Source organism: Streptomyces sp. NPDC024555 (assembly GCF_055559335.1).
In genome coordinates this window covers 75985-96061 of sequence record NZ_JBVHKV010000012.1, presented here as the reverse complement: position 1 = coordinate 96061, position 20077 = coordinate 75985, and the positions used below count along the sequence as shown (strand labels likewise).

General features: G+C 73.3%; 24 protein-coding genes and 1 pseudogene. 13 read left to right on the top strand and 12 right to left on the bottom strand.

Going from position 1 to position 20077, the window contains the following annotated elements; all coding sequences use genetic code 11:
* Positions 1 to 119 precede the first annotated feature (119 nt).
* Positions 120 to 710 carry a TetR/AcrR family transcriptional regulator gene (locus ACZ4FH_RS21795; protein ID WP_467306659.1) on the top strand — a complete coding sequence of 197 codons (591 nt, stop codon included), beginning with the start codon at positions 120 to 122 and terminating at the stop codon, positions 708 to 710.
* 25 nt (positions 711 to 735) lie between these two features.
* Here the strand turns inward: ACZ4FH_RS21795 and ACZ4FH_RS21790 are convergent, their stop codons facing one another.
* Positions 736 to 1542: an HAD family hydrolase gene (locus ACZ4FH_RS21790; RefSeq protein ID WP_467306658.1), complete on the bottom strand. Its 807-nt coding sequence runs from the start codon at positions 1540 to 1542 to the stop codon at positions 736 to 738.
* Positions 1543 to 1666: 124 nt separating this feature from the next.
* On the opposite strand from ACZ4FH_RS21790, the gene ACZ4FH_RS21785 reads away from it, so the two are divergent.
* A complete protein-coding gene (locus tag ACZ4FH_RS21785) occupies positions 1667 to 3670 on the top strand; it encodes a PE-PGRS family protein (RefSeq protein ID WP_467306657.1) in 2004 nt (667 codons plus the stop codon).
* 6 nt (positions 3671 to 3676) lie between these two features.
* Here the strand turns inward: ACZ4FH_RS21785 and ACZ4FH_RS21780 are convergent, their stop codons facing one another.
* Entirely contained in the window at positions 3677 to 4129 is a 453-nt protein-coding gene (locus ACZ4FH_RS21780) for an Lrp/AsnC family transcriptional regulator (protein ID WP_467306656.1), read from the bottom strand.
* Positions 4130 to 4235: 106 nt separating this feature from the next.
* Here ACZ4FH_RS21780 and ACZ4FH_RS21775 point away from each other — a divergent pair, with 106 nt between their 5' ends.
* On the top strand, positions 4236 to 5180 hold the full coding sequence (locus ACZ4FH_RS21775; RefSeq protein WP_467306655.1) for an SMP-30/gluconolactonase/LRE family protein: 945 nt from the start codon (positions 4236 to 4238) through the stop codon (positions 5178 to 5180).
* A gap of 33 nt (positions 5181 to 5213) precedes the next feature.
* Here ACZ4FH_RS21775 and ACZ4FH_RS21770 read toward each other — a convergent pair whose 3' ends face one another.
* Both ACZ4FH_RS21770 and ACZ4FH_RS21765 read right to left on the bottom strand, forming a co-directional pair.
* Positions 5214 to 5420: a DUF397 domain-containing protein gene (locus ACZ4FH_RS21770; RefSeq protein ID WP_467306653.1), complete on the bottom strand. Its 207-nt coding sequence runs from the start codon at positions 5418 to 5420 to the stop codon at positions 5214 to 5216.
* The gene (locus tag ACZ4FH_RS21765; RefSeq protein ID WP_467306652.1) at positions 5417 to 6253 is read right to left on the bottom strand and encodes a helix-turn-helix domain-containing protein; all 837 of its coding nucleotides are present in this window, start codon (positions 6251 to 6253) and stop codon (positions 5417 to 5419) included. Before ACZ4FH_RS21765 ends, ACZ4FH_RS21770 begins: the two co-directional genes overlap by 4 nt.
* A 111-nt stretch (positions 6254 to 6364) precedes the next feature.
* Here ACZ4FH_RS21765 and ACZ4FH_RS21760 point away from each other — a divergent pair, with 111 nt between their 5' ends.
* The 3 genes from ACZ4FH_RS21760 (at position 6365) to ACZ4FH_RS21750 (ending at position 7667) form a co-directional block, all read left to right on the top strand.
* On the top strand, positions 6365 to 6610 hold the full coding sequence (locus ACZ4FH_RS21760; RefSeq protein WP_467306651.1) for a hypothetical protein: 246 nt from the start codon (positions 6365 to 6367) through the stop codon (positions 6608 to 6610).
* Complete coding sequence (locus ACZ4FH_RS21755) at positions 6607 to 6801, top strand: hypothetical protein (RefSeq protein ID WP_467306650.1); 195 nt, start codon at positions 6607 to 6609, stop codon at positions 6799 to 6801. The genes ACZ4FH_RS21760 and ACZ4FH_RS21755 overlap by 4 nt, the downstream gene beginning before the upstream one ends.
* A gap of 236 nt (positions 6802 to 7037) precedes the next feature.
* The gene (locus ACZ4FH_RS21750; protein ID WP_467306648.1) at positions 7038 to 7667 is read left to right on the top strand and encodes a hypothetical protein; all 630 of its coding nucleotides are present in this window, start codon (positions 7038 to 7040) and stop codon (positions 7665 to 7667) included.
* A 70-nt stretch (positions 7668 to 7737) separates the two neighbouring features.
* On the opposite strand, the gene ACZ4FH_RS21745 is transcribed toward ACZ4FH_RS21750, so the two are convergent.
* Complete coding sequence (locus ACZ4FH_RS21745) at positions 7738 to 8421, bottom strand: NADPH-dependent F420 reductase (protein ID WP_467306647.1); 684 nt, start codon at positions 8419 to 8421, stop codon at positions 7738 to 7740.
* A 76-nt stretch (positions 8422 to 8497) separates the two neighbouring features.
* Here ACZ4FH_RS21745 and ACZ4FH_RS21740 point away from each other — a divergent pair, with 76 nt between their 5' ends.
* From ACZ4FH_RS21740 to ACZ4FH_RS21720, 5 genes and pseudogenes are all read left to right on the top strand, one after another.
* Complete coding sequence (locus ACZ4FH_RS21740; protein WP_467306645.1) at positions 8498 to 8899, top strand: winged helix-turn-helix transcriptional regulator; 402 nt, start codon at positions 8498 to 8500, stop codon at positions 8897 to 8899.
* 193 nt (positions 8900 to 9092) lie between these two features.
* Positions 9093 to 9893, top strand: a complete 801-nt coding sequence (locus ACZ4FH_RS21735; RefSeq protein ID WP_467306644.1) for a MerR family transcriptional regulator — start codon at positions 9093 to 9095, stop codon at positions 9891 to 9893.
* Positions 9893 to 11110 carry a glycosyltransferase gene (locus tag ACZ4FH_RS21730; protein ID WP_467306643.1) on the top strand — a complete coding sequence of 406 codons (1218 nt, stop codon included), beginning with the start codon at positions 9893 to 9895 and terminating at the stop codon, positions 11108 to 11110. Before ACZ4FH_RS21735 ends, ACZ4FH_RS21730 begins: the two co-directional genes overlap by 1 nt.
* A 167-nt stretch (positions 11111 to 11277) precedes the next feature.
* Positions 11278 to 11541, top strand: a pseudogene (locus ACZ4FH_RS21725) (peptidoglycan-binding domain-containing protein); the annotation flags it as partial.
* An 18-nt stretch (positions 11542 to 11559) separates the two neighbouring features.
* On the top strand, positions 11560 to 12192 hold the full coding sequence (locus ACZ4FH_RS21720; protein WP_467306938.1) for a peptidoglycan-binding domain-containing protein: 633 nt from the start codon (positions 11560 to 11562) through the stop codon (positions 12190 to 12192).
* An 86-nt stretch (positions 12193 to 12278) separates the two neighbouring features.
* On the opposite strand, the gene ACZ4FH_RS21715 is transcribed toward ACZ4FH_RS21720, so the two are convergent.
* The gene (locus tag ACZ4FH_RS21715; RefSeq protein WP_467306641.1) at positions 12279 to 12695 is read right to left on the bottom strand and encodes a DUF4267 domain-containing protein; all 417 of its coding nucleotides are present in this window, start codon (positions 12693 to 12695) and stop codon (positions 12279 to 12281) included.
* A 65-nt stretch (positions 12696 to 12760) separates the two neighbouring features.
* Complete coding sequence (locus ACZ4FH_RS21710) at positions 12761 to 13111, bottom strand: antibiotic biosynthesis monooxygenase family protein (protein ID WP_467306639.1); 351 nt, start codon at positions 13109 to 13111, stop codon at positions 12761 to 12763.
* A gap of 153 nt (positions 13112 to 13264) precedes the next feature.
* On the opposite strand from ACZ4FH_RS21710, the gene ACZ4FH_RS21705 reads away from it, so the two are divergent.
* Entirely contained in the window at positions 13265 to 13846 is a 582-nt protein-coding gene (locus ACZ4FH_RS21705) for a TetR/AcrR family transcriptional regulator (RefSeq protein ID WP_467306637.1), read from the top strand.
* A 112-nt stretch (positions 13847 to 13958) separates the two neighbouring features.
* On the top strand, positions 13959 to 14603 hold the full coding sequence (locus ACZ4FH_RS21700) for a hypothetical protein (RefSeq protein WP_467306636.1): 645 nt from the start codon (positions 13959 to 13961) through the stop codon (positions 14601 to 14603).
* Positions 14604 to 14615: 12 nt separating this feature from the next.
* Here ACZ4FH_RS21700 and ACZ4FH_RS21695 read toward each other — a convergent pair whose 3' ends face one another.
* The 5 genes from ACZ4FH_RS21695 to rarD all read right to left on the bottom strand — a co-directional run bounded on the left by ACZ4FH_RS21695 (position 14616) and on the right by rarD (position 19993).
* The gene (locus tag ACZ4FH_RS21695) at positions 14616 to 15074 is read right to left on the bottom strand and encodes a VOC family protein (RefSeq protein WP_467306635.1); all 459 of its coding nucleotides are present in this window, start codon (positions 15072 to 15074) and stop codon (positions 14616 to 14618) included.
* The gene (locus ACZ4FH_RS21690; protein WP_467306633.1) at positions 15055 to 15729 is read right to left on the bottom strand and encodes a class F sortase; all 675 of its coding nucleotides are present in this window, start codon (positions 15727 to 15729) and stop codon (positions 15055 to 15057) included. The genes ACZ4FH_RS21695 and ACZ4FH_RS21690 overlap by 20 nt, the downstream gene beginning before the upstream one ends.
* 86 nt (positions 15730 to 15815) lie before the next feature.
* Positions 15816 to 17264, bottom strand: a complete 1449-nt coding sequence (locus tag ACZ4FH_RS21685; protein ID WP_467306631.1) for a hypothetical protein — start codon at positions 17262 to 17264, stop codon at positions 15816 to 15818.
* Positions 17265 to 17374: 110 nt separating this feature from the next.
* Positions 17375 to 18931: an FAD-dependent monooxygenase gene (locus tag ACZ4FH_RS21680; protein ID WP_467306630.1), complete on the bottom strand. Its 1557-nt coding sequence runs from the start codon at positions 18929 to 18931 to the stop codon at positions 17375 to 17377.
* 75 nt (positions 18932 to 19006) lie between these two features.
* On the bottom strand, positions 19007 to 19993 hold the full coding sequence (rarD, locus tag ACZ4FH_RS21675) for an EamA family transporter RarD (protein WP_467306628.1): 987 nt from the start codon (positions 19991 to 19993) through the stop codon (positions 19007 to 19009).
* Between the last annotated feature and the right edge of the window lie 84 nt (positions 19994 to 20077).

Genomic DNA, 20077 nt, shown 5'->3' with positions numbered 1-20077 from the left:
ACGAACCGACACGGTACGTTCCCTTTCCCGCTTGAACATTGTTCGACTTCTGGCGACGGACTGTCAACAAGGATTGGCGCAAACGGACCTATGCTCACCGAATGATCACATCGCCCCGAATGATCACATCGCCGGGTTCGCCCCACCGGAGCGAGAGCGCGCGCCGGGCGACGCTCCGCGCCGCGCTGGACCTCTGTACGGAGAAGGGGTACGGACGCGTCACGGTCGAGGCGATCGCGGCGCGGGCGGGCGTCAGCAAGAAGACGATCTACCGCTGGTGGCCGGCGAAGAGCGCGGTCCTCCTGGAGGCCTTCACCCAGGCCCTGGTCGCCGGAGCCCCCTTCCCCGACACCGGCGACATCGCCGCCGACCTGCGCGCCCACGTCACCGGCGCGGTCCGCGTCCTCTCCGTCCCGCCCTACGGCCCCGCCTACGCCGGCATCCTCTCCGAGATCCACCACGACGACGAGCTGGCCGAAACCGTACGCACCCACCTCATCGAACCCCGCTTCGACGAGGTCGTCGACCACCTCCGCGCCGCCCAGTCGCACGGCCGCATCCCCCCGGGCGCCGACCTCCGCCTCGCCGTGGAACTCCTCTACGGCCCCGTCTACTACCGCCACGTCCTCCGAAAGCCCATGCAGGACGAGGCGGAGGTGGCGAGCCTGGTGGACCATGTGCTGCGGGCGCTGGGGGCGGGGGAGGGGTGACGACCTTCCCGGGGGCGGCGGGCGCTCAGCCGTACAGCCGCTCCAGGACGACCGCTATCCCGTCGTCCTCGTTGGAGAGCGTCACCTCGTCGGCCGCCGCGCGCAGGTCTGCGTGGGCGTTCGCCATCGCCACGCCGTAGCCGCAGGTGCGGAACATCGGCAGGTCGTTGGGCATGTCGCCGAAGGCGATGGCGGTACGGGGGTCGATGCCCAGTTCCTCGGCGGCCAGGGCGATGCCGGCGCCCTTGTCGACCCCGTACGGCTGGAGCTCGACCGTGTCCGGTCCGGAGTGGGTCACGGTGGCGAGATCGCCGACGACGGCGCGGGCCTCGGCGGCCAGGGCCTCGTCAGTCAGCTCCGGGTGCCGGATGAGCACCTTGATGACCGGCTCGGCCCACAACTCCGCCCGGTGCCGGGTCCGTTGGGCGGGCAGCGTGGCGTGCGGCATCCGGTACCCCGGCTCCGCCAGCGTCCGCCCCCGCGCCCCGTCCTGATCCACGGCCGCGAAGACCGGCCCCACCTGCGCCTCGATCTTCCCGAGCGCGGCATCGGCCGCCTCCCGGTCCAGCGTGACCTCCCGGACCGTCCGCCGCGCCCCCGCGTCGTACACCTGCGTCCCCTGCCCGCACACGGCCAGCCCCTCGTACCCCAGCCCCTCCAGCAGCCCCCGCACCCCCGGCACCGGCCTCCCGGTGACGACGAGGTGCCGGGCCCCGGCCTCCCGTGCCAGGGCGAGCGCGGCCCGCGACCGGGCGCTGACGCTGTCGTCGCCGCGCAGCAACGTGCCGTCCAGGTCGGTCGCGACGAGGGCATATGCGGGTGGGATGGGCATGGAATCCAGCGTAGGCGGTCACCCGTGGAGCCCCGGCGGAGTTGTGGCGGGGCGGGGTGATCGGGTAGGGGCGGGGCAACCCCCGCATCCACCGGATGCGCGGAGGGCGGCAGGATGGGCTTCCATGAGGGGTGGGAGAGACGAACTCGTAGAACTGCTCCGGCGCGCGGGGCTGCACGTCGTGGGGGAAGCGCGGGTCGAGGAGGTGCTGCCGCCCCGAGCCGCTTGGCGGCCGGTCGTCTCGGCCGCCGCCGAGCCGACCGTGGCCGTACGGGGGGACCTCCCCGGCCTGGTCGCCGAGATCAACGCATGCTGGCACCGGCTCGCGGCCGGCAACGGGATCATCGACGAGGACGGCGTCTTCCTCGTCGATGTCGCCGGCGACTGGACCGGATGCGCGCCCCGGCGCTGGACACGGGTGCGGCTCACCGAGCAGTGGGACCTTGCGGGAGTCCTCGGCGAGCGGCCCGGACAGCCGGAGTTCCTCACCCTGGCGCCGGACGGCAGTGCTCTGATCGGGGTGACGACCGAGGAGGACGAGGTCTGGCTCACCCTGCTGGACGACCTCGGGGAACGTCAGGAGGCAGCCGCACGGGAGGCGGCCCGCGAAACCCCTCGGGAGCGGGAAGCCGCCTGGGCGACCCTGTTTCAGGGACCGGGGCCCTCGGAGAGACTGCGCGAGATGTGGGCGCACGGGCTCGCGCTCAACCCGGCCACCCCCGACGACCTCCGCGCCCGCCTCCTGGGACTCTCGCACTTCCTCCTGTGGCGTCCCCTGTCAGCGGCGGTCGTCGAGGCGGCCATGGCCCATCCGGAGCGGAAGGTGAGGCTGCTGCTGGCCGAGGTCCAGCCGAACCTCACCGCTGAGCAGTGGGCCCGCCTGATCCTGGGCGAACGCGAGACCAGGGACCGGTGGATCCTCGCCATGCTCGCGGCGGACCGGCGTGCCGAGCTCACCGCCGCCGCCTACGAGCGGCTCGCCGAGGACCCGTCCGCGCGGGTCCGCGAAGAGGCCGCCCGCCTCACCGGCCTGCCCCCACGGATGCTCACCGCTCTGGCCGCCGACCCCGACGCGTCCGTACGGGCCTCGGCCTGCCCGGGTGCCTGGCCCCATCTGGACGCCCCGGCCCGGCGCGCGCTTCTGGACGACCCCTCCGGCAAGGTCCGGGTCGAGGCGCTGTTCCAGCACCACCAGGAGCACCCGATGCCCCGGACGGTCCTCGAAACCGCCGAACTCACGGACCGCGCGGTGGGCGCCTGCCGTCTGGAACGCGACCTCGCCGCGCACCTGGCCCGTCACGGCACCCCGGCCCAGCGCTGCTCCCTCGCGGGCAACCCGCACCTGGACCCGGACCTGGTCGGCCTGCTGGCCCGGGATCCCGACGAGAGCGTCCGCTCCGTGGTGGCCATCCGCGCTGACCTCGCCGAGGAACAACGGGCGGGCATCCCCATCGACTTCGATCCGCGCGGCCACCACCGCCCGCTCGACTGGGTCACGGCACTCCACGGGGATCCCGGAGCCATGCGCCGCCTGGCCGCCTCCGCCCATCCCCTCGTGCGCAGGAGCGTCGCCCGCGCCAGGCACCTCCCGCCGGATGTCGTCGCACGCCTCGCCCGCGACGAGGACCGTGTCGTCCAGCTCTTCCTCGCGGAATCCTGCGACGACGCGCCCGCGGACATGCTGCTGAGGGTGTGGCAGTGGTGGACCGGAAGCCTCAGCACCCCCGACCGCCCCCACGGCCACCCGAACTTCCCCCGCCGCGACCTGCTCCGCCACGCCGACGACCCGAACCCGCGCATGCGCCAACTGGCCCTGGACGACCCGGAGTCGACAGACGACCTGGTCGAGCGCCTCAGCCGGGACCGTGACGGTGAAGTCCGGCACCGGGCCGCGTCCGACCCCCGGCTGGCGCCCGCGTCGGCCGTGCGGCTGCTCGACGACCCGCACGAACACGTCCGCCATGCGGCCTGTCGGCACCCCGGGCTGCCCGCGAGGACGCTGGTCCGTCTGCTGAGAGACCCCGAGACCGCACAAGCCGCGGCCCGGCAGGCCGCGTTGCCCACCTCCGTCATGGAACGGATGCTCCAGCGGATCCAGTCCCCGGCCGGCGCGACACCGGAGCCATGAGCCGGGTCACGTCTGTCCGGGAGCCGGCGGGGAGAGCGGCCGTTCGAAGAAGGTCTCCAGGACCACCGTGGCCTGCGTTCCGCTGACGCCGTCGATGGCGTAGATGCGGCGCAGGACGTCCTGCAGTTGCTCGGTGGACGCGGTCCTGACCTTCACCAGCACCGAGGCGCTGCCGGCGATGATGTGCGCCTCCAGGATCTCGGGGAGTGCGGCGAAGTCCGGTGCCGTGTCACCCATCCAGGACGTCGAGTCGACCATGACGTAGGCCAGCACGGCGCCGCCCAGCGCGGCCGGGTCCGTCTCGACGGTGGTGCGCCGGATGATGCCGCGCTCCCGCAGCTTGCGCACGCGTTCGTGGGCGGCGCCCGCCGAGAGGCCGACGGCCTGTCCCAGGGCCGCGTAGGACTGGGTGGCGTCCTGCTGGAGCTGCGTCAGCAGGGCGTGATCGATCTGATCCATGACTTCCCGTTCGGACGATGCTTGTGCTGACCGTATCTCATCCTGCAACCTTGAGCCTGAGCCAAACATGGTTCTGCGAGTGACGGCTATGGGAGAGGAAGGCCTCATGACCAGCGAGCGCCCCGGGCTGTACGAGATGCTCGACGACCGGTTCCGTACCGGGCGGTGTATGAACGGCGACGCGGCGTTGGAGGTCCTGTACACCAGCTGCCGCTGGGCCGAGGGGCCGATCTACGTGCCTGCCTGGCGGCACGTGGTCTGGAGCGACATCCCCAACGACCGGATGCTGCGCTGGGACGAGGAGACCGGGGAGGTCGGCGTCTTCCGCCGCTCCGCCGGGCACACGAACGGCAACACCCTCGACCGTCAGGGCCGGCTGATCACCTGCGAGCAGGGAAACCGCCGGGTGACCCGGACCGAACACGACGGCACCCTCACCGTGCTGGCGGACCGGTGGAACGGGAAGCGCCTGAACAGTCCGAACGACGCGGCCGTCAAGTCCGACGGTTCGATCTGGTTCTCCGACCCGGACTTCGGCATCACCAGCGACTACGAGGGTTATCGCGCGCAGAGCGAGATCGGCTCCAACAACGTCTACCGCATCGACCCGGCCACCGGCGAAGTGCGGCTGGTCGCCGACTGTTTCGGTGCGCCGAACGGACTGGTCTTCTCGCACGACGAGCGGCACCTGTTCGTCTCCGACACGCGGGCAGGCTTCATCCGGGTCTTCGATGTGCGCGAGGACGGCACGCTGTCCGACGGCGAGGTCTTCGCCGAAGCGGGGGCCCGCGAGAACGCCCGCTTCGACAATCTCCGCTTCGACGACGAGGGCCGGCTCTGGGCCGCCGCGATGGGCGACGGCGTGCACTGCTACGACCCCGACGGCACGCTGATCGGGCGCCTCGACGTCCCCGAGGCGGTGTCCAACATCTCCTGGGGCGGCGCAAAACGAAACCGCCTCTTCATCACTGCGGAGACCAGCCTCTACTCGGTGGTCATGGGCGTCACCGGCACGCACCCGACCGGACCGGGCCACCGGCCCTGGCACTGAGCGGCCGGCCCCGGAACCCCGCCTGAGGCAGTGTCAGACCGCGTCGCCCCCACCCCGCTTGAGGCCGGCGACGAACGCACCGAACGCGGCGGGGGTGAGGGCGAGGACGGGCCCGGCCGGGTTCTTGGAGTCGCGGACCGGGACGGTGCCGGTGGGGGCGAGGTTGGTGGCGACCTGGACGCAGTTGCCGCCGTTGTTGCTGTACGAGGAGGTGTACCAACGCGGGGATTCGGTCGTCACGATGTGCCCTTTCGCATCTGCTTGATCATGGCCACGGATGCTGCCTGCGACAGCGCTTCGGCCTGTAGCTGATGGTAGGCCGTCAACATGGGAAGTACCGACGGGCTTTCACGGTCCAAGTGGCCTTGGGTCTGGGACTCCGCGTAGCAGATCACGGTTCGGTCCGGGAGCGTCAGCAGATTGACGGGCAGGTCGAACGTGCGGCGCTCGGCCATCTCGTACGGGGCGATCTGGAGCAGCGTGTTCGGCATCTCGGCGAACTCGATCAGCCGGTCCAGCTGGGCGTTCATGACCGCCGGCCCGCCTACCGGGCGCCGGATGCAGCTCTCGTCCATGGTGACGAAGAGCATGGGCGGCTTGGGGCGGACGAGGGCCGCCTGCCGCTCGGCCAGGAACGAGACGCGTTCGTCGGCCTGTTCGGGCAGGATCGCGCCGCGATGTACGGCGCTGTACGCCAATACCCGTGCGTATTCCGGAGTCTGGAGCAGTCCCGGGATGATCCCGATCTCGTACAGCCGGAGTTCGACCGCCCGACCCTCGTAGCCGACGTACTGCGGGAAGCCCTCCAGCAGCGATCCGTGCCGGATCTCCCGGTACTGGCGCTCGAACGTGTCAGCGGTTTCCCCGGTGCCGAAGGCCAGGTCCACGCTGCGCGAAAAGCGAAGGGTTGGCATCTTACGACCAGTTTCCACGGCCGAGATGTGCGTACTGGAATAGCCCGTCCGTTCGGCCAGGTCCTCCTGCTTCCAGCCCCGGGCTTCTCGCAGGCTGCGGACCCGTGCGCCGTAGGCCGCCTGGGGGCTGCTGTCAGGCTCTAACTCCTTGATGTTCAAGGGGTGTCACCGACCTTTCGTTCGTGAGTGACACGTTGAATGGTTCTCGACCCTAGGGCACGCTGAGCCGCCTTGGTAGTGGAATGACTACGGAGAGGTACGGCAGTGTCTATGCAGGTACAACCGTCCGAATTCGCCCCGGTCCCCGGGACCCTCGTGGTCGATGTGACCCGTGCGCATCTGCCCCGGATCGGGGAGTTCCGTGGGGTCGCCGGCCCTTACTGGATGCTCCGGCCGGCCCGGGGTGGTGCCGAGTGGGAGGTGCTGCCCGAGCACACGCGGGAGGCGACGTCCCGGGAGCGGCTGTGGGCGCGGAACGCGCGGGAGAACGCCCGGAGTCGGGGTGAGGTCGTATGAGGGGCGACGGGCGCGAGGGCGCCGGGGCGGACGCCGACGCCGTCCCGTCGTCGGGTGGGTGCGGGACGTGCGACGCGTTCACCGCCGCCGAGGAGGCCGCGCAACGTGCGGGCGACGGGAGCCGGGAGACCGACTTCCGGGTGCTCCGGCGACGGCATGCGGAGACCGCGCACGGGGCGGAGCCGGCGTAGGGCATTAGCGCCCCCTTACGCGGGGCGGATGCCGATCCTTTCGCGTAGGACCGGCCTTACGGGGTACGCGAGTTGGGACACGCGGGTGCGGCGGGGGAGGCGGCTGGCAGATGGTACGGGGGCAGGGCCTGCGGAGGGCGTGGAGCAGAGTCAAAGGGTGGGTGCGGGGGCGGCCCCGGACGGCGGGGGCGCTGCTGGGCCTCGCCGGTGGGCTCCTGATGGCGGGAAGCGCGGCCATGGCTCCGCTTCTGCACGACGCCCCGGACTACACCAAGGTCTTCCTCGTCGTCCCGTTCGGCGTCGGCATGCTCGGCCTGCTCAGCCTGGGGGCGCCGTACGAGAAGCACATGCTGGTGCTGGGAATCAGCGGAATGGCTCTGCTCGTCCTGAGCAACGCCGGCGTCGGCAGCGCGGTGCTCGAATGGCGCGGTGAGCACGTACAGGCCACGGTCATCGAGGTGAAGCGGCAGGAGAATCCGCGGACCACGCCCTCGTACAGCTGCAAGGTCCTGGACGCCGAGGGGCGTACCGACTGGGTCCAGGGCGGTGGCCGGTGCGGCCGTAACAGCCGTCCCGGCGACCGTTACGAGATCCTGCGCGATCCGGACGGCCTGGTGCCGGGGTCGACGGAGGACCCGCCGATCGGGTTCGCGGTCCTCGTACCGGTCACCGGCACGCTCCTCCTCCTGGCGTCCGTGTCGGGCGCGCTGGCCATGAAGCGGCGGGTCGGCGACGAGGGCTGGAAGCAGGACCGGAAGCCCGACCGGAAGCGGGACCGGAAGCCGGGCCGGAAGCCGAGCCGCACGCAGGACCGGAAACAGCCCCGGGACACGGCAGGGGCTGCGACCGGGTCCCGGAAGGCTTAGGGCCTGCCTGACCATTCCCGTCTGCCGGGCGACGCCATGCACGCACTCTCGCCGCACCGGCAGACACGCCCTAGGAGTCGGCCCCGGTGCCACCGCCCGTTTCCCGGTGGCCCGGCCCCGCCGCGTAGGCCAGCGGAGGTGCGATCGCCTGCGCGTCCGCCCCCTCGCCGACCCACAGGGAGATGAACAGCGCGGCAGTCGCTTCCAGGAGGCCCGCCCGGTCGAGACCGCCGCCGGCCACGGGGTCGCAGCCCACGTCCCGCACCAGTTCGCGGACGCGCGCGACGGCCGACGCGTCGTCCCCGCAGACCGGCACGGCCAAGGGCCGTCCGTCGAAGACGGGCGGCCGCATGCGCCACACGTCCTCGTGGCAGAGGTTGAACGCCTTGACCACGTGGGTTCGCGGTGCCGCGTCGGCCAGGTGCCGTGCGGCCGAGGGGCCTCCTTCCGTCAGCAGCCGGAAGCCCGGCCCGACCGGATTGGAGCAGTCGATCAGCACCTTGCCCTCAAGCGCCGTGCGCAGGTCCCGCGCCACGCCCGCGCCCGCTCCGAAGGGGAGCGCGGCCAGCACCACCTGACCGGACTCGGCCGCGCCACGCAGATCCGAGGATCTCGCGCCGCCTCCGACCCGCCGCGCGAGGCGCTCCGCCCTGTGCGCGTGCCGTCCTCCGATGGTCACCCGGTGGCCGGCCCGCACCCAGTGGGTGGCGAGTGCGTCGGCCATATTGCCCGTTCCCAGTACGCCGATTCTCATCACGCGTTCCCTTTCCGTACCTGCTGCTTCGACGGTTCTCCCGACGCTAGAGAGGCGTTCGGGCACCATGTGGTACGTGACGACCGACACCTTCCTCGCCGACTGCCGGGCTCGGCTCGCCTTCGACCTCCTCTCCAACACCTGGAACGCCGTGGTGCTCTGGTCGCTGCGCGAGGGCCCCAGGCGCCCGGTCGAGCTGCGGGAGCGGATCGGCGGCATCAGTTCCAAGGTCCTCACCGAGACCCTGCGGCGGCTGCAGTTCAACGGACTGGTCGACCGGCAGCCGTGCCCCGGCGCGGCCTCGGGGGTCGAGTACCGTCTCACGGCTCTCGGCCGGACCCTGCTGGCGCCCATCGACGCCGTCGGCGCATGGGCCTTCGCGCACGGTGACGAGGTGATGGCGGCCCAGGAGGCCGCTTGCGCCTCCGCCCCGCAGGCCTCTCTCCCCAGTCATCGCCCGGACCGGCCGGCGAGGTGAGCACGGACGCGTCCGGCAGGCCGGGCGCGTCCTGAAGAGGAGTCCGGGGGCAGGCGGCCCCACCGCGAGCCATGGCGGTCCGGTCAGGCCCTTCCAGCTCCGCGACGACCGCCGCCACACACGTCATTCCCGTCACCGTTTGACCCTCCCCCTGCGTCAGGCTTGAGGCTGGAGCCGACGAAAGGGCAGGCGGATGAGCTATTCCGTGGGGCAGGTCTCGGCGTTCGCCGGGGTGACGGTGCGGACGCTGCATCACTACGACAAGGCGGGGCTGCTCTCGCCCAGCGGGCGCAGCCACGCCGGTTACCGGCTCTACGGCGAGGCGGACCTCGCCCGGCTCCAGCAGATCCTCTTCTACCGGGAGCTGGGCTTCTCGCTGGACGAGATCGCCGTGATCCTCAAGGACCCGCAGGCGAACGCGCTGGAGCAGCTGCGGGACCGGCAGCGGCGGCTGGGCGAGGAGATCGCGCGGCTCCAGCGGCTGACGGAGGTGGCGGAACGGGCCATCGAGGTCCAGCAGACCGGGGTGGCCCTGACTCCGCAGGAGCGGTTCGAGGTCTTCGGGGAGATCGCCTTCGACCTCAGCTATGCCACGGAGGCCGCCCTGAAGTGGGCGGACTCCGAGGGGCAGCGCACCTCGATGGCGCGGGCGGCGGCGCACACCAAGGAGGACTGGCGGCGGCTGATGGGGGAGGCCACCGCCTGGCGGGGGGAACTGCTCGCGGCCTTCGACGAGGGGGAGCCGAGCGACGGCGAACGGGCCGTGGACCTGGCCGAGGAGCACCGGCTGCACATCTCGCGCTGGTTCACCTCCTGCCCGCCGGACATGCACCGGCGCATCGCGGACGACTTCGTCGCCGACCCCCGTGCCTTCGCCCTGGTCGTCCCTCCCTCGCAGCAACGCCCCGGCCTGGCCGCCTACCTGGGCAAGGCGGTCCACGCCAACGCGGCCCGCCACGACGGCGGCAGCCGTACCGAACCTCCGGAGGAATGATGAGAATCCTGATCGCGGCGGCCGGATCGCGCGGTGACGTGGCGCCCTACACGGGCCTGGGCGCCGCACTGCGCGGGGCCGGGTACGAGGTGGCCCTCGCCACGACGGAGGCCTTCGCGCCGCTCGTACGCGAGGCGGGACTGGAGTTCCGCGCCCTGCCCGCCGACGCGCGAACCGGGGGCGGGGTCCGGGGGAGCCGCGAACTCATGCGTACGGCGGCGGCGTTCATCACCGAACTGGGCGGCGGGTTCGCCGAGGCGGCGGCCGAAGGGGCCGACCTCCTCCTGCTGTCGACGACCACCGCCCCGCTCGGCTGGCACCTCGCCGAGGCGATGGGGATACCGAGCCTCGGGGTGTACCTCCAGCCCACCGCGCCGACCGGCGACTTCCCGCCGGTGGTCACGGCCGCCCGCTCGATGGGCCGCCTCGGCAACCGCGCGGCCGGGCGCTTCGCCCTCCGCATGACCGACCGCCTCTACGCGGACGCGGTCACCGGACTGCGCCACCGCCTCCGTCTGCCCCCGCTCTCCGCCTCCGCGGCGCGGCGGCGGCAGGAGGCGGCGGACTGGCCCGTGCTCTACGGATTCAGTACGGCGCTGGTGCCCCGGCCCGCCGACTGGCGGCCCGGTCTGGAGGTCGTGGGTCCCTGGTGGCCGCACCACGACCCGGACGCGAAGCTGCCCGCCGAGGTCGAGGACTTCCTCGCCGCCGGACCCCGGCCCGTCCTCGTCGGCTTCGGCAGCATGGCGTCGGGCGAGGGCGAACGGCTCGGCGCGCTCGCCGCCCGGGCCCTGCGCCGCGCCGGACTGCGCGGCATCCTCCAGTCCGGCAGCGCCGGGCTCACCGCCCACGGCGACGGCACCGTCCTCACCGTCGGAGACCTCCCGCACGCCCTGCTCCTCCCGCGCCTGGCCGCCGTCGTCCACCACGCGGGCGCCGGAACCACCGCCGCCGCCCTGCGGGCCGGGGTGCCCTCGGTGCCCGTACCCGTCACCGCCGACCAGCCCTTCTGGGCGTCCCGGCTCGCCGCGCTCGGCGCCGCCACCGACCCGATCCCCTTCCGCTCCCTCGACGCCGAACGCCTCGCCGCCGCGCTCGGAACGGCCGTCACCCGGCAGTCCTTCAGCCTCGCCGCCGCCGACGCGGCCCGGCACCTGGCGGCGGAGGACGGGGCGGGGAGGGTGATCGAGACGGTGGGACGCCTGATCGGGGGCTGAGGGGGCGGGCGGCCGGGGGAGGTGTCCCAGGGGCGTCCCGGAGGGGGTGTCCCGGACGGGGGCGGGGATCCCGGGACGGTGGACGGTGGAGGGACGGCGGCAACGCTCCCTAGGTTCATCGGCGTTGGCCCGACCGGGGCCTCCGTACCGAGTCCAGGAGACCGTTCATGAGACGCGCCGCGTCCGTCCTCACCGCCGTATTCGCCGCACTCCTCACCACCCTGCTGGTCGTCCCCGCGGCCCAGGCAGCCGGCTGGCCCGTCCTCCAGAGCGGCAGCCGGGGCGCCGACGTCACGACCGTCCAGCACCTGCTGACCGCGCGCGGCTACAGCACGGACGCGGACGGGGACTACGGCCCCGGCACCACCGGCAGCGTCCGGAACTTCCAGAGCGCCAACGGGCTGTCGGCCGACGGCGCCGTCGGGCCGGCCACCTGGCCCAAGCTCGTCGTGACCGTCCGCAACGGAAACACCGGCTCCGCCGTCAAGGCCCTTCAGGTCCAGCTCAACAAGTACAACGGCGGGCTCGCGGTGGACGGGGACTTCGGTCCCGGCACCGAGGCCAAGGTGCGTTCCTTCCAGCAGTCCAAGGGGCTGTCCGTGGACGGTGTCGCCGGACCGGCCACCTGGGAGGCCCTGCTGACCGGTTCCGGTTCCGGTTCCGGCTCGGGCTCCGGCGGCAGCGGCACCCTGACCCACGCCCAGGCCGCCGCCCAGTTCAACGCGGCCGGCATCGGCTGGGTCTCCTCGGGCAACTGCTCCAACCGTGCCAACAGCACCTGCACCTCGTTCGACGGCCTGCGCGCCGCCTCCGCCAACGGCGCCGTCGCGCTCAAGCAGTCGATCGGCGGCTGCTCGCTCACCATCACCGGCGGCACCGAGACCGGCCACGCCTCCGGCACGTACAGCCACGGCAACGGCTACAAGCTCGACTTCCAGCGGGTCAGCTGCCTGACCAGCCACATCACGGGCACCTTCCCCCGCACCGGCACCCGCAGCGACGGGGCCGCCCTCTACACCGCCCCGTCCGGGAACATCTACGCGGACGAGGGCAACCACTGGGACGTGACGTTCATGAACTAGGGCGTTCCGCGAAAGTCCCGCCCGCGCGACCCGCCCGGCCCCCGGCCCGTTCCCGTACGGCCGGAGGCCGGGCGTTCCACGCGGTGTCAGCCCCGGGGCGCGGCGGCGGCCGGACGGCTCCCGCCCGTCTCGCGGAGGACCAGCAGACCGGTGACCGCGATCACCGCCGCCGTCAGGCCGTGGATGCCGAACGCGGCGGAGGCGGGCCCGTGGTGGGCCAGGACGTTGATCATGTCGCCGAACGGGGCGACGGCCTCCATCAGCAGCACCCAGCCCAGCGCCCGGCGGTGGCCGGTCAGGAGCAGGACGCCGAGGACCAGGCCCATCGCGAACTCGCGGGTGCCCTTCATGACGAGGAAGCCGTCGCCGTTGCCGTCCGACCAGGTCGGCAGTCCGACCCCGTGGGTGGACGCCTCGGGGGACAGGATGAAGGACAGCCCGAGCCAGAGGACGAACAGGACGCAGACGGCGGTCAGGGCGGTGTTGACGTTCCTCGGCGACACGGTGCCGCTCCTTCGGGGTCCGGTGGCGGTCGTGGAGTCGTGACGCGGGGGCGTCCGGGTCGCCGTCACAGCTCGATCTCCTCGTAGAGGTGCGGGTACGAGACGACGTCGGCCGGTGACTCGGCCGCCAGCCGCTGGAACTCCGGCCGGCCGAACGCCGCCGCCAGCGCCCCGCTCGACTCCCAGACCGCGACGTTCATCAGCAGCCGGCTGCCCGCCGTGCCCCGGTGCATCCGCAGCGAGACGAACCCCGGCTGCGCCTTCATGAACGCCGCCTGCCGCCGGAAGAGCGTGAGGAACTCCTCGGTCCGCTCCTCCGGGACGACGAAGGTGTTGGTCAGGACGACGGGCCCGGTCTCCTGCCGGAACTGCGCGAACAACGGCGTTCCCGGGTCAAGGTTCCTCAGCTCGGCCATGGCGGTGCTTCCTCTCCGTCGGGTGGTCACCGGTCGGCGGATGCCCACAGGTGTGCCAACAAGCGTGTGCCAACGCCTGTAGGCCAACGCTCGTTGGCAAACGTAGGGCCGGGAGCCTGGACTGTCAACACGCGTTGGCCTACGTTGGTCGGCATGACCGGCACCACGGAGAACCAGCAGGCCGCACGGCGTTCCGACGCCACCCGCGCCGCGATCCTCGCCGCGGCCCGCCAGCGGTTCGCGGCGGACGGCTACGAGAAGGCGACCATCCGGGCCATCGCGCGCGACGCGCGGATCGACCCGTCGATGGTGATGCGCTACTACGGCAACAAGGCGGGACTGTTCGCGGAGGCCGTCGCCATCGACCCCGGGCTGCCGGACCTGGACGTCGAGTCGCGGGAGGAGACCGGCCGCACACTGGTGCGCCACTTCCTCTCCCTGTGGGAGGAGAACGGCGAACTCACCGCCCTGCTGCGGGTCGGCGCCACCGACCCGGCCGCCGCCGAGCGCACCCAGACCGTGCTCCGCGACCAGCTGATCCCGCTGGCCCGCCGGGTCGGCCCCGACCCGGACCAGGCACCGGCCCGCGCGGCGCTCTGCGCCTCGGCCGTCCTGGGAATCGCGCTGACGCGCTACGTCCTCCGCTTCCCGGCGAGCGTCGCGCTCAGCCCCGAGGAGATCGTGGACTGGGTCGGGCCCACGATCCAGCGGTACCTCACCGCCCCCGAGCCGTAACGGCCGGGGACGGCCGCCCCGTGGCCGGCCGGGACCGCGCCGCCGGACTGCGAACAGCCTTTCCGGGTAGGCGTGTCGACGGTCGGGTCACGGTGACGGGGGCGGTGCGGCGGTGGCGGCGAGGGTCGGGACCTTACGGAAGGCGTGGCGCGCGGCGGACACCTGGGTCCCGCGCAGGCCCCGGACGGCGGGGGCGCTCCTCGCCTCGGCAGCCGGGGCGGTGGTCGTCGGGCTCGGCGTGCTGGGCGATCTCCTGTACCGCCTGCCCGGATACACCTACGGGATCGGTTACGCGGTGGTGCTCCTCGCCACGCTGGCCTGCCTGGTGAAGATCGGCGTGCCCTCGGCCGGACGCCTCCTGGCGCTCGGCCTGCTCTGGTGCTTTCTGGCCGTCGCGGTCCCGTACGGCTTCCGCGGGGCGGTCCTGGACTGGCGTGGCGACCGGGTGACGGTCACGGTCACCGAGGCGTGGAAGGAGGGCGAGTCCTGGAACGTCAATGACGACTACCGCTGCACGGTCGAGGCCGAGGGGCGTACGTTCCCCCTCAAGGGCGACGCGAAATGCGACCGGGACACCCGCCCCGGCGACCGCTTCGAGGTCCTGCGCGATCCCGGCGACCTGGTGGCCCCCTCGTCGTCCGCTCCCCGGGCCGGCTTCCCGCTCCTGGCCTCGTGCACGGCCGGGGCGCTGCTCCTGATGGGCGCGGTGGGGGCCCGGAGCCTGAGCCGGCGGGCCGCCGCCTCACGGACGCCCTGACCCCCCCCGCCCCTACTGCACGCAGAACTCGTTGCCCTCCGGATCGGCCAGGGTCGTCCACCGGCCGCCCGGCTGCTCCACGTCGTCGAGCACCGTGGCGCCGAGCGCCTTCAGCCGGTCGACCTCCTCCGCGCGGCGGTCCGGGCCCGCGTGGAGGTCCAGGTGCAGGCGGTTCTTCACGGTTTTGGCCTCGGGGACGCGTTGGAAGAGGAGCCGGCGGCCGTGGCCGGTGCCGCTGTGTTCGTCGTACGGGTCGTCCGGGTGCCGTACGGCCGCCAGATCGCGCCAGGCGCGGCGGCCGTGCGCGGTCGTCGTGAGCGCCTCGGGCACGGCGTCCGCGCTCAGCAGCTGCTCGATCAGGGGGCTGTTGTCCTCGATCGCGTAGCCCAGGGCCGCGGCCCAGAAACCGGCCTGGGCGTGCGGGTCGGCGGAGTCGACGACGACTTTCCAGTCAAGAGTCATGATCGTCATTCTGTCCCGGAATGGGTGATTCCGGGGTGCGGACCGAGGAGAGACGGGCGAAGGCCACCACGTTGGACCGGTAGCCGCCCGCGCCGGGGTCGTACGGACCGCCGCAGGTGAGCAGTCGCAGTTCGGCGCCCCGGGTGGGGCCGTAGACACGGGTGCTCGGGAACGCGCTCTTGGCGAACTCCTCCACGGCGTAGAGGCGGAAGACCGCGACCCGCCCGTCCGCCCGGCGCACCTCCACCTCCGCGCCCGGCCGCAGGGTGTCCAGTCCGGCGAAGGCCGCCGGTCCGGCGGGCGTGTCGACGTGGGCGACCACGATCGCGTTGCCGGGGGAGCCCGGGGTCACCCCGTCGCGGTACCAGCCCACCAGGTTGCGGTCCGCCGGGTCGGGCACGCCGAGCCGGCCCCCGGCGCCGAGCGTCAGACCGGTGAACGGGGCGCTGACGCCGAGGCCGGGGATCACGATGCGGACCGGGCGGGACGCGGGCAGCACGGGGGGTCCGGTGCGCACGGTGCCCGGACGCGGGGCCGACGCGGTGACCGCGCCGCCGGCCGAGGGGTCCGCCAGCGGGGAGACCGTCAGCAGGACGAGCGCCGCCGCGGCGGCCGGGACCAGCCCGGCCGCCACGCGGGCGCGGGGCAGCGGCATCAAGGACATCTGGCCCCCTCCGTAAGTCGGCCCGGCCGCCACGCGCGCGCGGGGCAGCGGTCCGCGTGACCGCCGCCCCCGCCGGACGCCGGTGCTCAACCGCGCCGGCGCCGGATCGCGCGGAACCCGCCGAACGCGGCGGCCGCCACCGCCACCGCCAGCAGCCCGGCCGCCGGGCCCGTACCGGACAGGCCCATCGGTCCCGTGGACGTCAGGGCGGTGGAACCGTCACCGGCGTCGACCGGGCCCTCGGGCATCGGGCCGTGGCCCCCGTGCCCGCCGCCGTGGCCGCCCCCGTGCCCGCCGCCTCCGTGGCCGTGGGACGGGGTCGGGCGGGGATGCGGATGGCTGGGCGACGGCGAGGGGCTGGGCGCGGCGGCGGTGATCCGGGTGCGTTCGGTCGCGCTCACCCCGGTGCGCAGCGGCCCTTCCGCCCCGGCGAGGGTGACGGTCAGTTCGGTCGTCACCTCCAGCGGACCGGCCGGAGCGTCCTCGGCCGCCGCGAGGGTGAACGCCGCGCCCGCCCTGCCGCCCGGCTCCAGCGTGCCGCCGGCCCGGAGGCTGGTCCGCAGCTCACCGGTGAGCGTGCCGTCGGGCTGCCGGGTCAGCGGGACCCCGGCGCCCTCGGAGACGACGGTCAGCTGGTCCGCGCGCAGACCGTCGGGCCCCTTGAGCGTCAGCCGGGTGCCGATGCCGGGGTACTGCGGTCCGTCGGCCGGGTCGGCGTAGGAGGCGTCGGCCGGGCGCGGTCCGTCGCCCGCCCCGATCGCCTCGGGGAGGGAGAGGGCGGCGGTGGCGCGGCCGGTGACGGCGAAGTCCCAGACGGTGCCCTGGGCGGTGATGTCGTCGACGTACGTGTTCAGCGTGCCGTTCGGGTCGCCGAGGCGGCCGATGTTGGCGATGACGCCGTACGCGCCCTCGCACGCCTCGACGAACTGCGACAGCGGGGCGTCCCCGCCGGCCGGAATCCCGGCCACCGCGCGCGAGGTCCGCATCACCGAGTCGCCGGTGAGCCGGTAGTGCTGCCAGGTGTCCGGCTTCAGCGCCTGCCCGCGCACATCCGTGTTGGCGCCCGGTTCGAAGGACAGCGTGGTGAAGCCGCCGCAGGAGGCCGGGAGCTGGAAGTTGGCGCCGGTGCTCGGGTTCGTGGAGCCCTCGGTCGCGGTGTACGCCCAGTAGGACAGGCCCGCGTCGAGCAGCGGGCGCATCGGCTCGGGGGTCCAGGTCGCGTTGAAGTAGTGGGCGGCCTGGGCCTGCTGGCCGGCGCCGATCGACAGGTGGAGGCTGCCGTTGAGGTGGACCGGGTCGGGCTTCGGGGAGACTTCCTGGACGCCCGGGTCGCGGTCGGGGCTGGTCTCCTGGATCCGGAACCAGGGGCCGGCCGGACCGAGGCCCGACGGGTTGACGGTCCGCACCGTGTCGTCCGCCCCCGCCGCCGGGGCGCTCGCGCAGGCGAGGACGGACAGGACGGACAGGGCGGCGGTGGCGGTCGCGGTGCGCAGGAGCGCCGTGGACGTCCCGGAGGCACGCAGAGATCGGGTCATACGTATGAGAAAAGGATAAGCCGAGCGTTAAGGTGTCATGACACAGCGTGACACGCCCTGGCCTCGCTCCAATGCCGTACCGCCCGCCCTCGCCGCCCCGTCCGGTGCCTTCAGGCGGGTCGGGGTGCTCCGATGCCGCTCAGATACGCCGCGACCGCCGCGTGGTCCCCGCCCGGCGCGACGAGCGCCACATGGTTGTCCGGGCGGACCAGGATCAGCGCCTCCGTACCGGGCCCCACGCCGTACGCCGCGCGGGCGTGCCCCCCGTCGTCGGTCAGATCCCGTGGCGCGCCCGCGTCCACCCCGTACGCCCGCAGGTCCTCCGGATGCGCCGACTCGGCCTCCCGCAGCGCCCCGGCCGTGCCCGGTCCGAAGCCGAGGAGGGTGAAGCGGGGGCCGGTGAAGGCCTCGAAGAGGCGGAAGGGGGCGCCGGTGCGGGCGTCGTGGCAGGGGGCGTCCGGGGCGCGGTCGCCGGGGCGGAGCAGGGCGGTCGCGCCGGGACCGGCCAGGCGGCTCCACCGGTAGCCGTGGCCCAGTCCGCTGGTCCGCGGGCCGATCGCGCTGTCCAGGCCGCCGCCCGGTTTCCGGATGGCCTCCAGCGTGGCCTCCAGCCGCTCCGCGCTGATGTCGAGCACATCGGCGGCGACGGGCAGCCGCTCCTCCTCGTAGGTGTCGAGCAGGGCCGGACCGGCCTGTCCGGAGACGACCCGGGCGAGCTTCCAGCCCAGGTTGTACGCGTCCTGGATGCCGGTGTTCATGCCGAGCCCGCCCGCGATCGAGTGGACGTGCGCGGCGTCCCCGGCCAGGAACACCCGGCCCACCCGGTAGTGCCGGGCCAGGCGTTCGTTGACCCGGTAGGACGAGAGGAGCGCGGCCCGGGTCAGCCGCTCGCCGGGCAGCCGCGTGTGCCTGGCGAAGAGCCGGCGGAAGCCCTCGGCCGACGGGGGGAGGGGCGCGCCCGAGGCATCGGTCTCCGGACCGGCCTGGAACCACCAGCCCGCACGGGTGCCGGGGATCGGGCAGAGCATCACCGCCCCGTCCTCGTCGAACCACTGGTGCCAGAAGCCCCGGTCCAGGTCCTCCACCTCGACGTCACCGGAGACCATCCGCTGCGTCTCGTCGGTCTTCCCCTCGAACGGGACGCCCAGCAGCTTGCGCACCGTGCTGTGCCCGCCGTCGCAGCCCACCACGTACCGCGCCGCGAGCGTGCCGCCGTCCGCCAGTGAGGCCGTGACGGAGTCCTCGCCCTGCTCCAGCCCGACGACCTCGGCGCCGAGCCGGACCCGTACGCCGAACTCCGCGAGGCGGTCGCGGAGGATCTCCTCCAACTGCCACTGGGCGAGCATCCGGGGCCGGTTGTACGGCGAGTCCGGGGTCGCCCGCACCTCGGCGAAGGGGTCCGCGTCGGCGATCGGGACGCCGTTCCGGTACTTCCGCATCGGCAGCGGTTCCGCGCCCGCCGCCAGCACCGCGCCGACGACCCCGAGATCCTCCAGCACCTCCAGGGAGCGCGGATTGGGGCCCTTGGCCCGGGAACTGCGCGGGTGCGCGGGGCTCCTGTCGATGATCAGCGGGGCGATCCCGTGACGGGCGAGATCGATGGCCAGGGTCAGTCCGGTCGGTCCCGAACCGACGATCAGGACGGGCGTCGTCGTGCGCGGAGGCATGCGTGCTCCTCGGTCGAGGGTGCGTGGGACGCCATCACACCGCAACCGAGTTAAAAAAGCAACCGGGTAACCTTTTTAGTGGGGCTGTTCCGCGGCGGCCGTACGCGGCGTCGCGGCGGCGTCCGCCACCCCCGCCTGCCTCGCCGCCTCCGCCCGCGCCGCCTCGGCCCGTGCCCGCGTGCGCCGCGAGGTCCGCAGCGCGTCCCAGGTCAGCAGGGCCAGCGCCACCCACACCAGCCCGAACCCGGCCCAGCGCTCCGGCGGCATCGCCTCGTGGAAGTACAGGATCCCCAGACCGAACTGGAAGACCGGCGCCAGATACTGGAGCAGCCCCAGCGTGGAGAGCGGTACGCGGATCGCCGCCGCCCCGAACAGGATCAGCGGGATCGCCGTCACCAGCCCCGTCGCGGCGAGCAGCGCCGCATGGCCGACGCCCTCGGAGGCGAAGGAGGACTCGCCCGCGGCGCCCAGCCACAGCAGATAGCCGAGCGCCGGCACGAACAGCACCGCGGTCTCGGCGGTGAGCGACTCCAGGCCGCCCATGTCGACCTTCTTCTTGATCAGCCCGTACGTGGCGAACGAGAACGCCAGCGCCAGCGAGATCCACGGCGGCCGGCCGTAGCCGATCGCCAGCACGAGCACGGCCGCCGCGCCCGTGCCGACCGCCACCCACTGCACCGGGCGCAGCCGCTCGCCGAGCAGCAGCACCCCCATCGCGATGGTGACCAGCGGGTTGATGAAGTAACCGAGCGAGGCCTCGACGACATGGCCGTTGTTCACCGACCAGATGTACAGGCCCCAGTTGACCGTGATCGTCGCCGCGGCGACCGTGAGCAGGCCCAGCTTCCGGGGCTGCCGGAGCAGCGCGCCGATCCACGCCCAGCGGCGCAGCGCGAGCAGGGCGACCGCGACGACCGCCAGCGACCACACCATCCGATGGGCCAGGATCTCCACCGCGCCGGCCGGCTTCAGCAGCGGCCAGAACAGCGGGACGACGCCCCACATGCCGTACGCGGCGAATCCGGACAGCAGTCCGGCCCGCTGGTCGTTCGTCCCCTTCACGGGCCCCTCCTGGCGATGACCGCCGGCTCCGCCGCCGACCTGACGACGGTAGCGCCGCCGGGGCCCGGTGTCATAGCCGTATCG

Coding starts and splice junctions, on each gene's coding strand:
- ACZ4FH_RS21730 (WP_467306643.1), top strand. CDS start 9,893: ATGAGAATCCTGATCGCGGCGGCCGGATCGCGCGGTGACGTGGCGCCC.
- ACZ4FH_RS21750 (WP_467306648.1), top strand. CDS start 7,038: ATGGCTCCGCTTCTGCACGACGCCCCGGACTACACCAAGGTCTTCCTC.
- ACZ4FH_RS21695 (WP_467306635.1), bottom strand. CDS start 15,074: ATGACGATCATGACTCTTGACTGGAAAGTCGTCGTCGACTCCGCCGAC.
- ACZ4FH_RS21755 (WP_467306650.1), top strand. CDS start 6,607: ATGAGGGGCGACGGGCGCGAGGGCGCCGGGGCGGACGCCGACGCCGTC.
- ACZ4FH_RS21680 (WP_467306630.1), bottom strand. CDS start 18,931: ATGCCTCCGCGCACGACGACGCCCGTCCTGATCGTCGGTTCGGGACCG.
- ACZ4FH_RS21790 (WP_467306658.1), bottom strand. CDS start 1,542: ATGCCCATCCCACCCGCATATGCCCTCGTCGCGACCGACCTGGACGGC.
- ACZ4FH_RS21705 (WP_467306637.1), top strand. CDS start 13,265: ATGACCGGCACCACGGAGAACCAGCAGGCCGCACGGCGTTCCGACGCC.
- ACZ4FH_RS21785 (WP_467306657.1), top strand. CDS start 1,667: ATGAGGGGTGGGAGAGACGAACTCGTAGAACTGCTCCGGCGCGCGGGG.
- ACZ4FH_RS21735 (WP_467306644.1), top strand. CDS start 9,093: ATGAGCTATTCCGTGGGGCAGGTCTCGGCGTTCGCCGGGGTGACGGTG.
- ACZ4FH_RS21745 (WP_467306647.1), bottom strand. CDS start 8,421: ATGAGAATCGGCGTACTGGGAACGGGCAATATGGCCGACGCACTCGCC.
- ACZ4FH_RS21775 (WP_467306655.1), top strand. CDS start 4,236: ATGACCAGCGAGCGCCCCGGGCTGTACGAGATGCTCGACGACCGGTTC.
- ACZ4FH_RS21780 (WP_467306656.1), bottom strand. CDS start 4,129: ATGGATCAGATCGATCACGCCCTGCTGACGCAGCTCCAGCAGGACGCC.
- ACZ4FH_RS21760 (WP_467306651.1), top strand. CDS start 6,365: ATGCAGGTACAACCGTCCGAATTCGCCCCGGTCCCCGGGACCCTCGTG.
- ACZ4FH_RS21690 (WP_467306633.1), bottom strand. CDS start 15,729: ATGTCCTTGATGCCGCTGCCCCGCGCCCGCGTGGCGGCCGGGCTGGTC.
- ACZ4FH_RS21710 (WP_467306639.1), bottom strand. CDS start 13,111: ATGGCCGAGCTGAGGAACCTTGACCCGGGAACGCCGTTGTTCGCGCAG.
- ACZ4FH_RS21685 (WP_467306631.1), bottom strand. CDS start 17,264: ATGACCCGATCTCTGCGTGCCTCCGGGACGTCCACGGCGCTCCTGCGC.
- ACZ4FH_RS21795 (WP_467306659.1), top strand. CDS start 120: ATGATCACATCGCCGGGTTCGCCCCACCGGAGCGAGAGCGCGCGCCGG.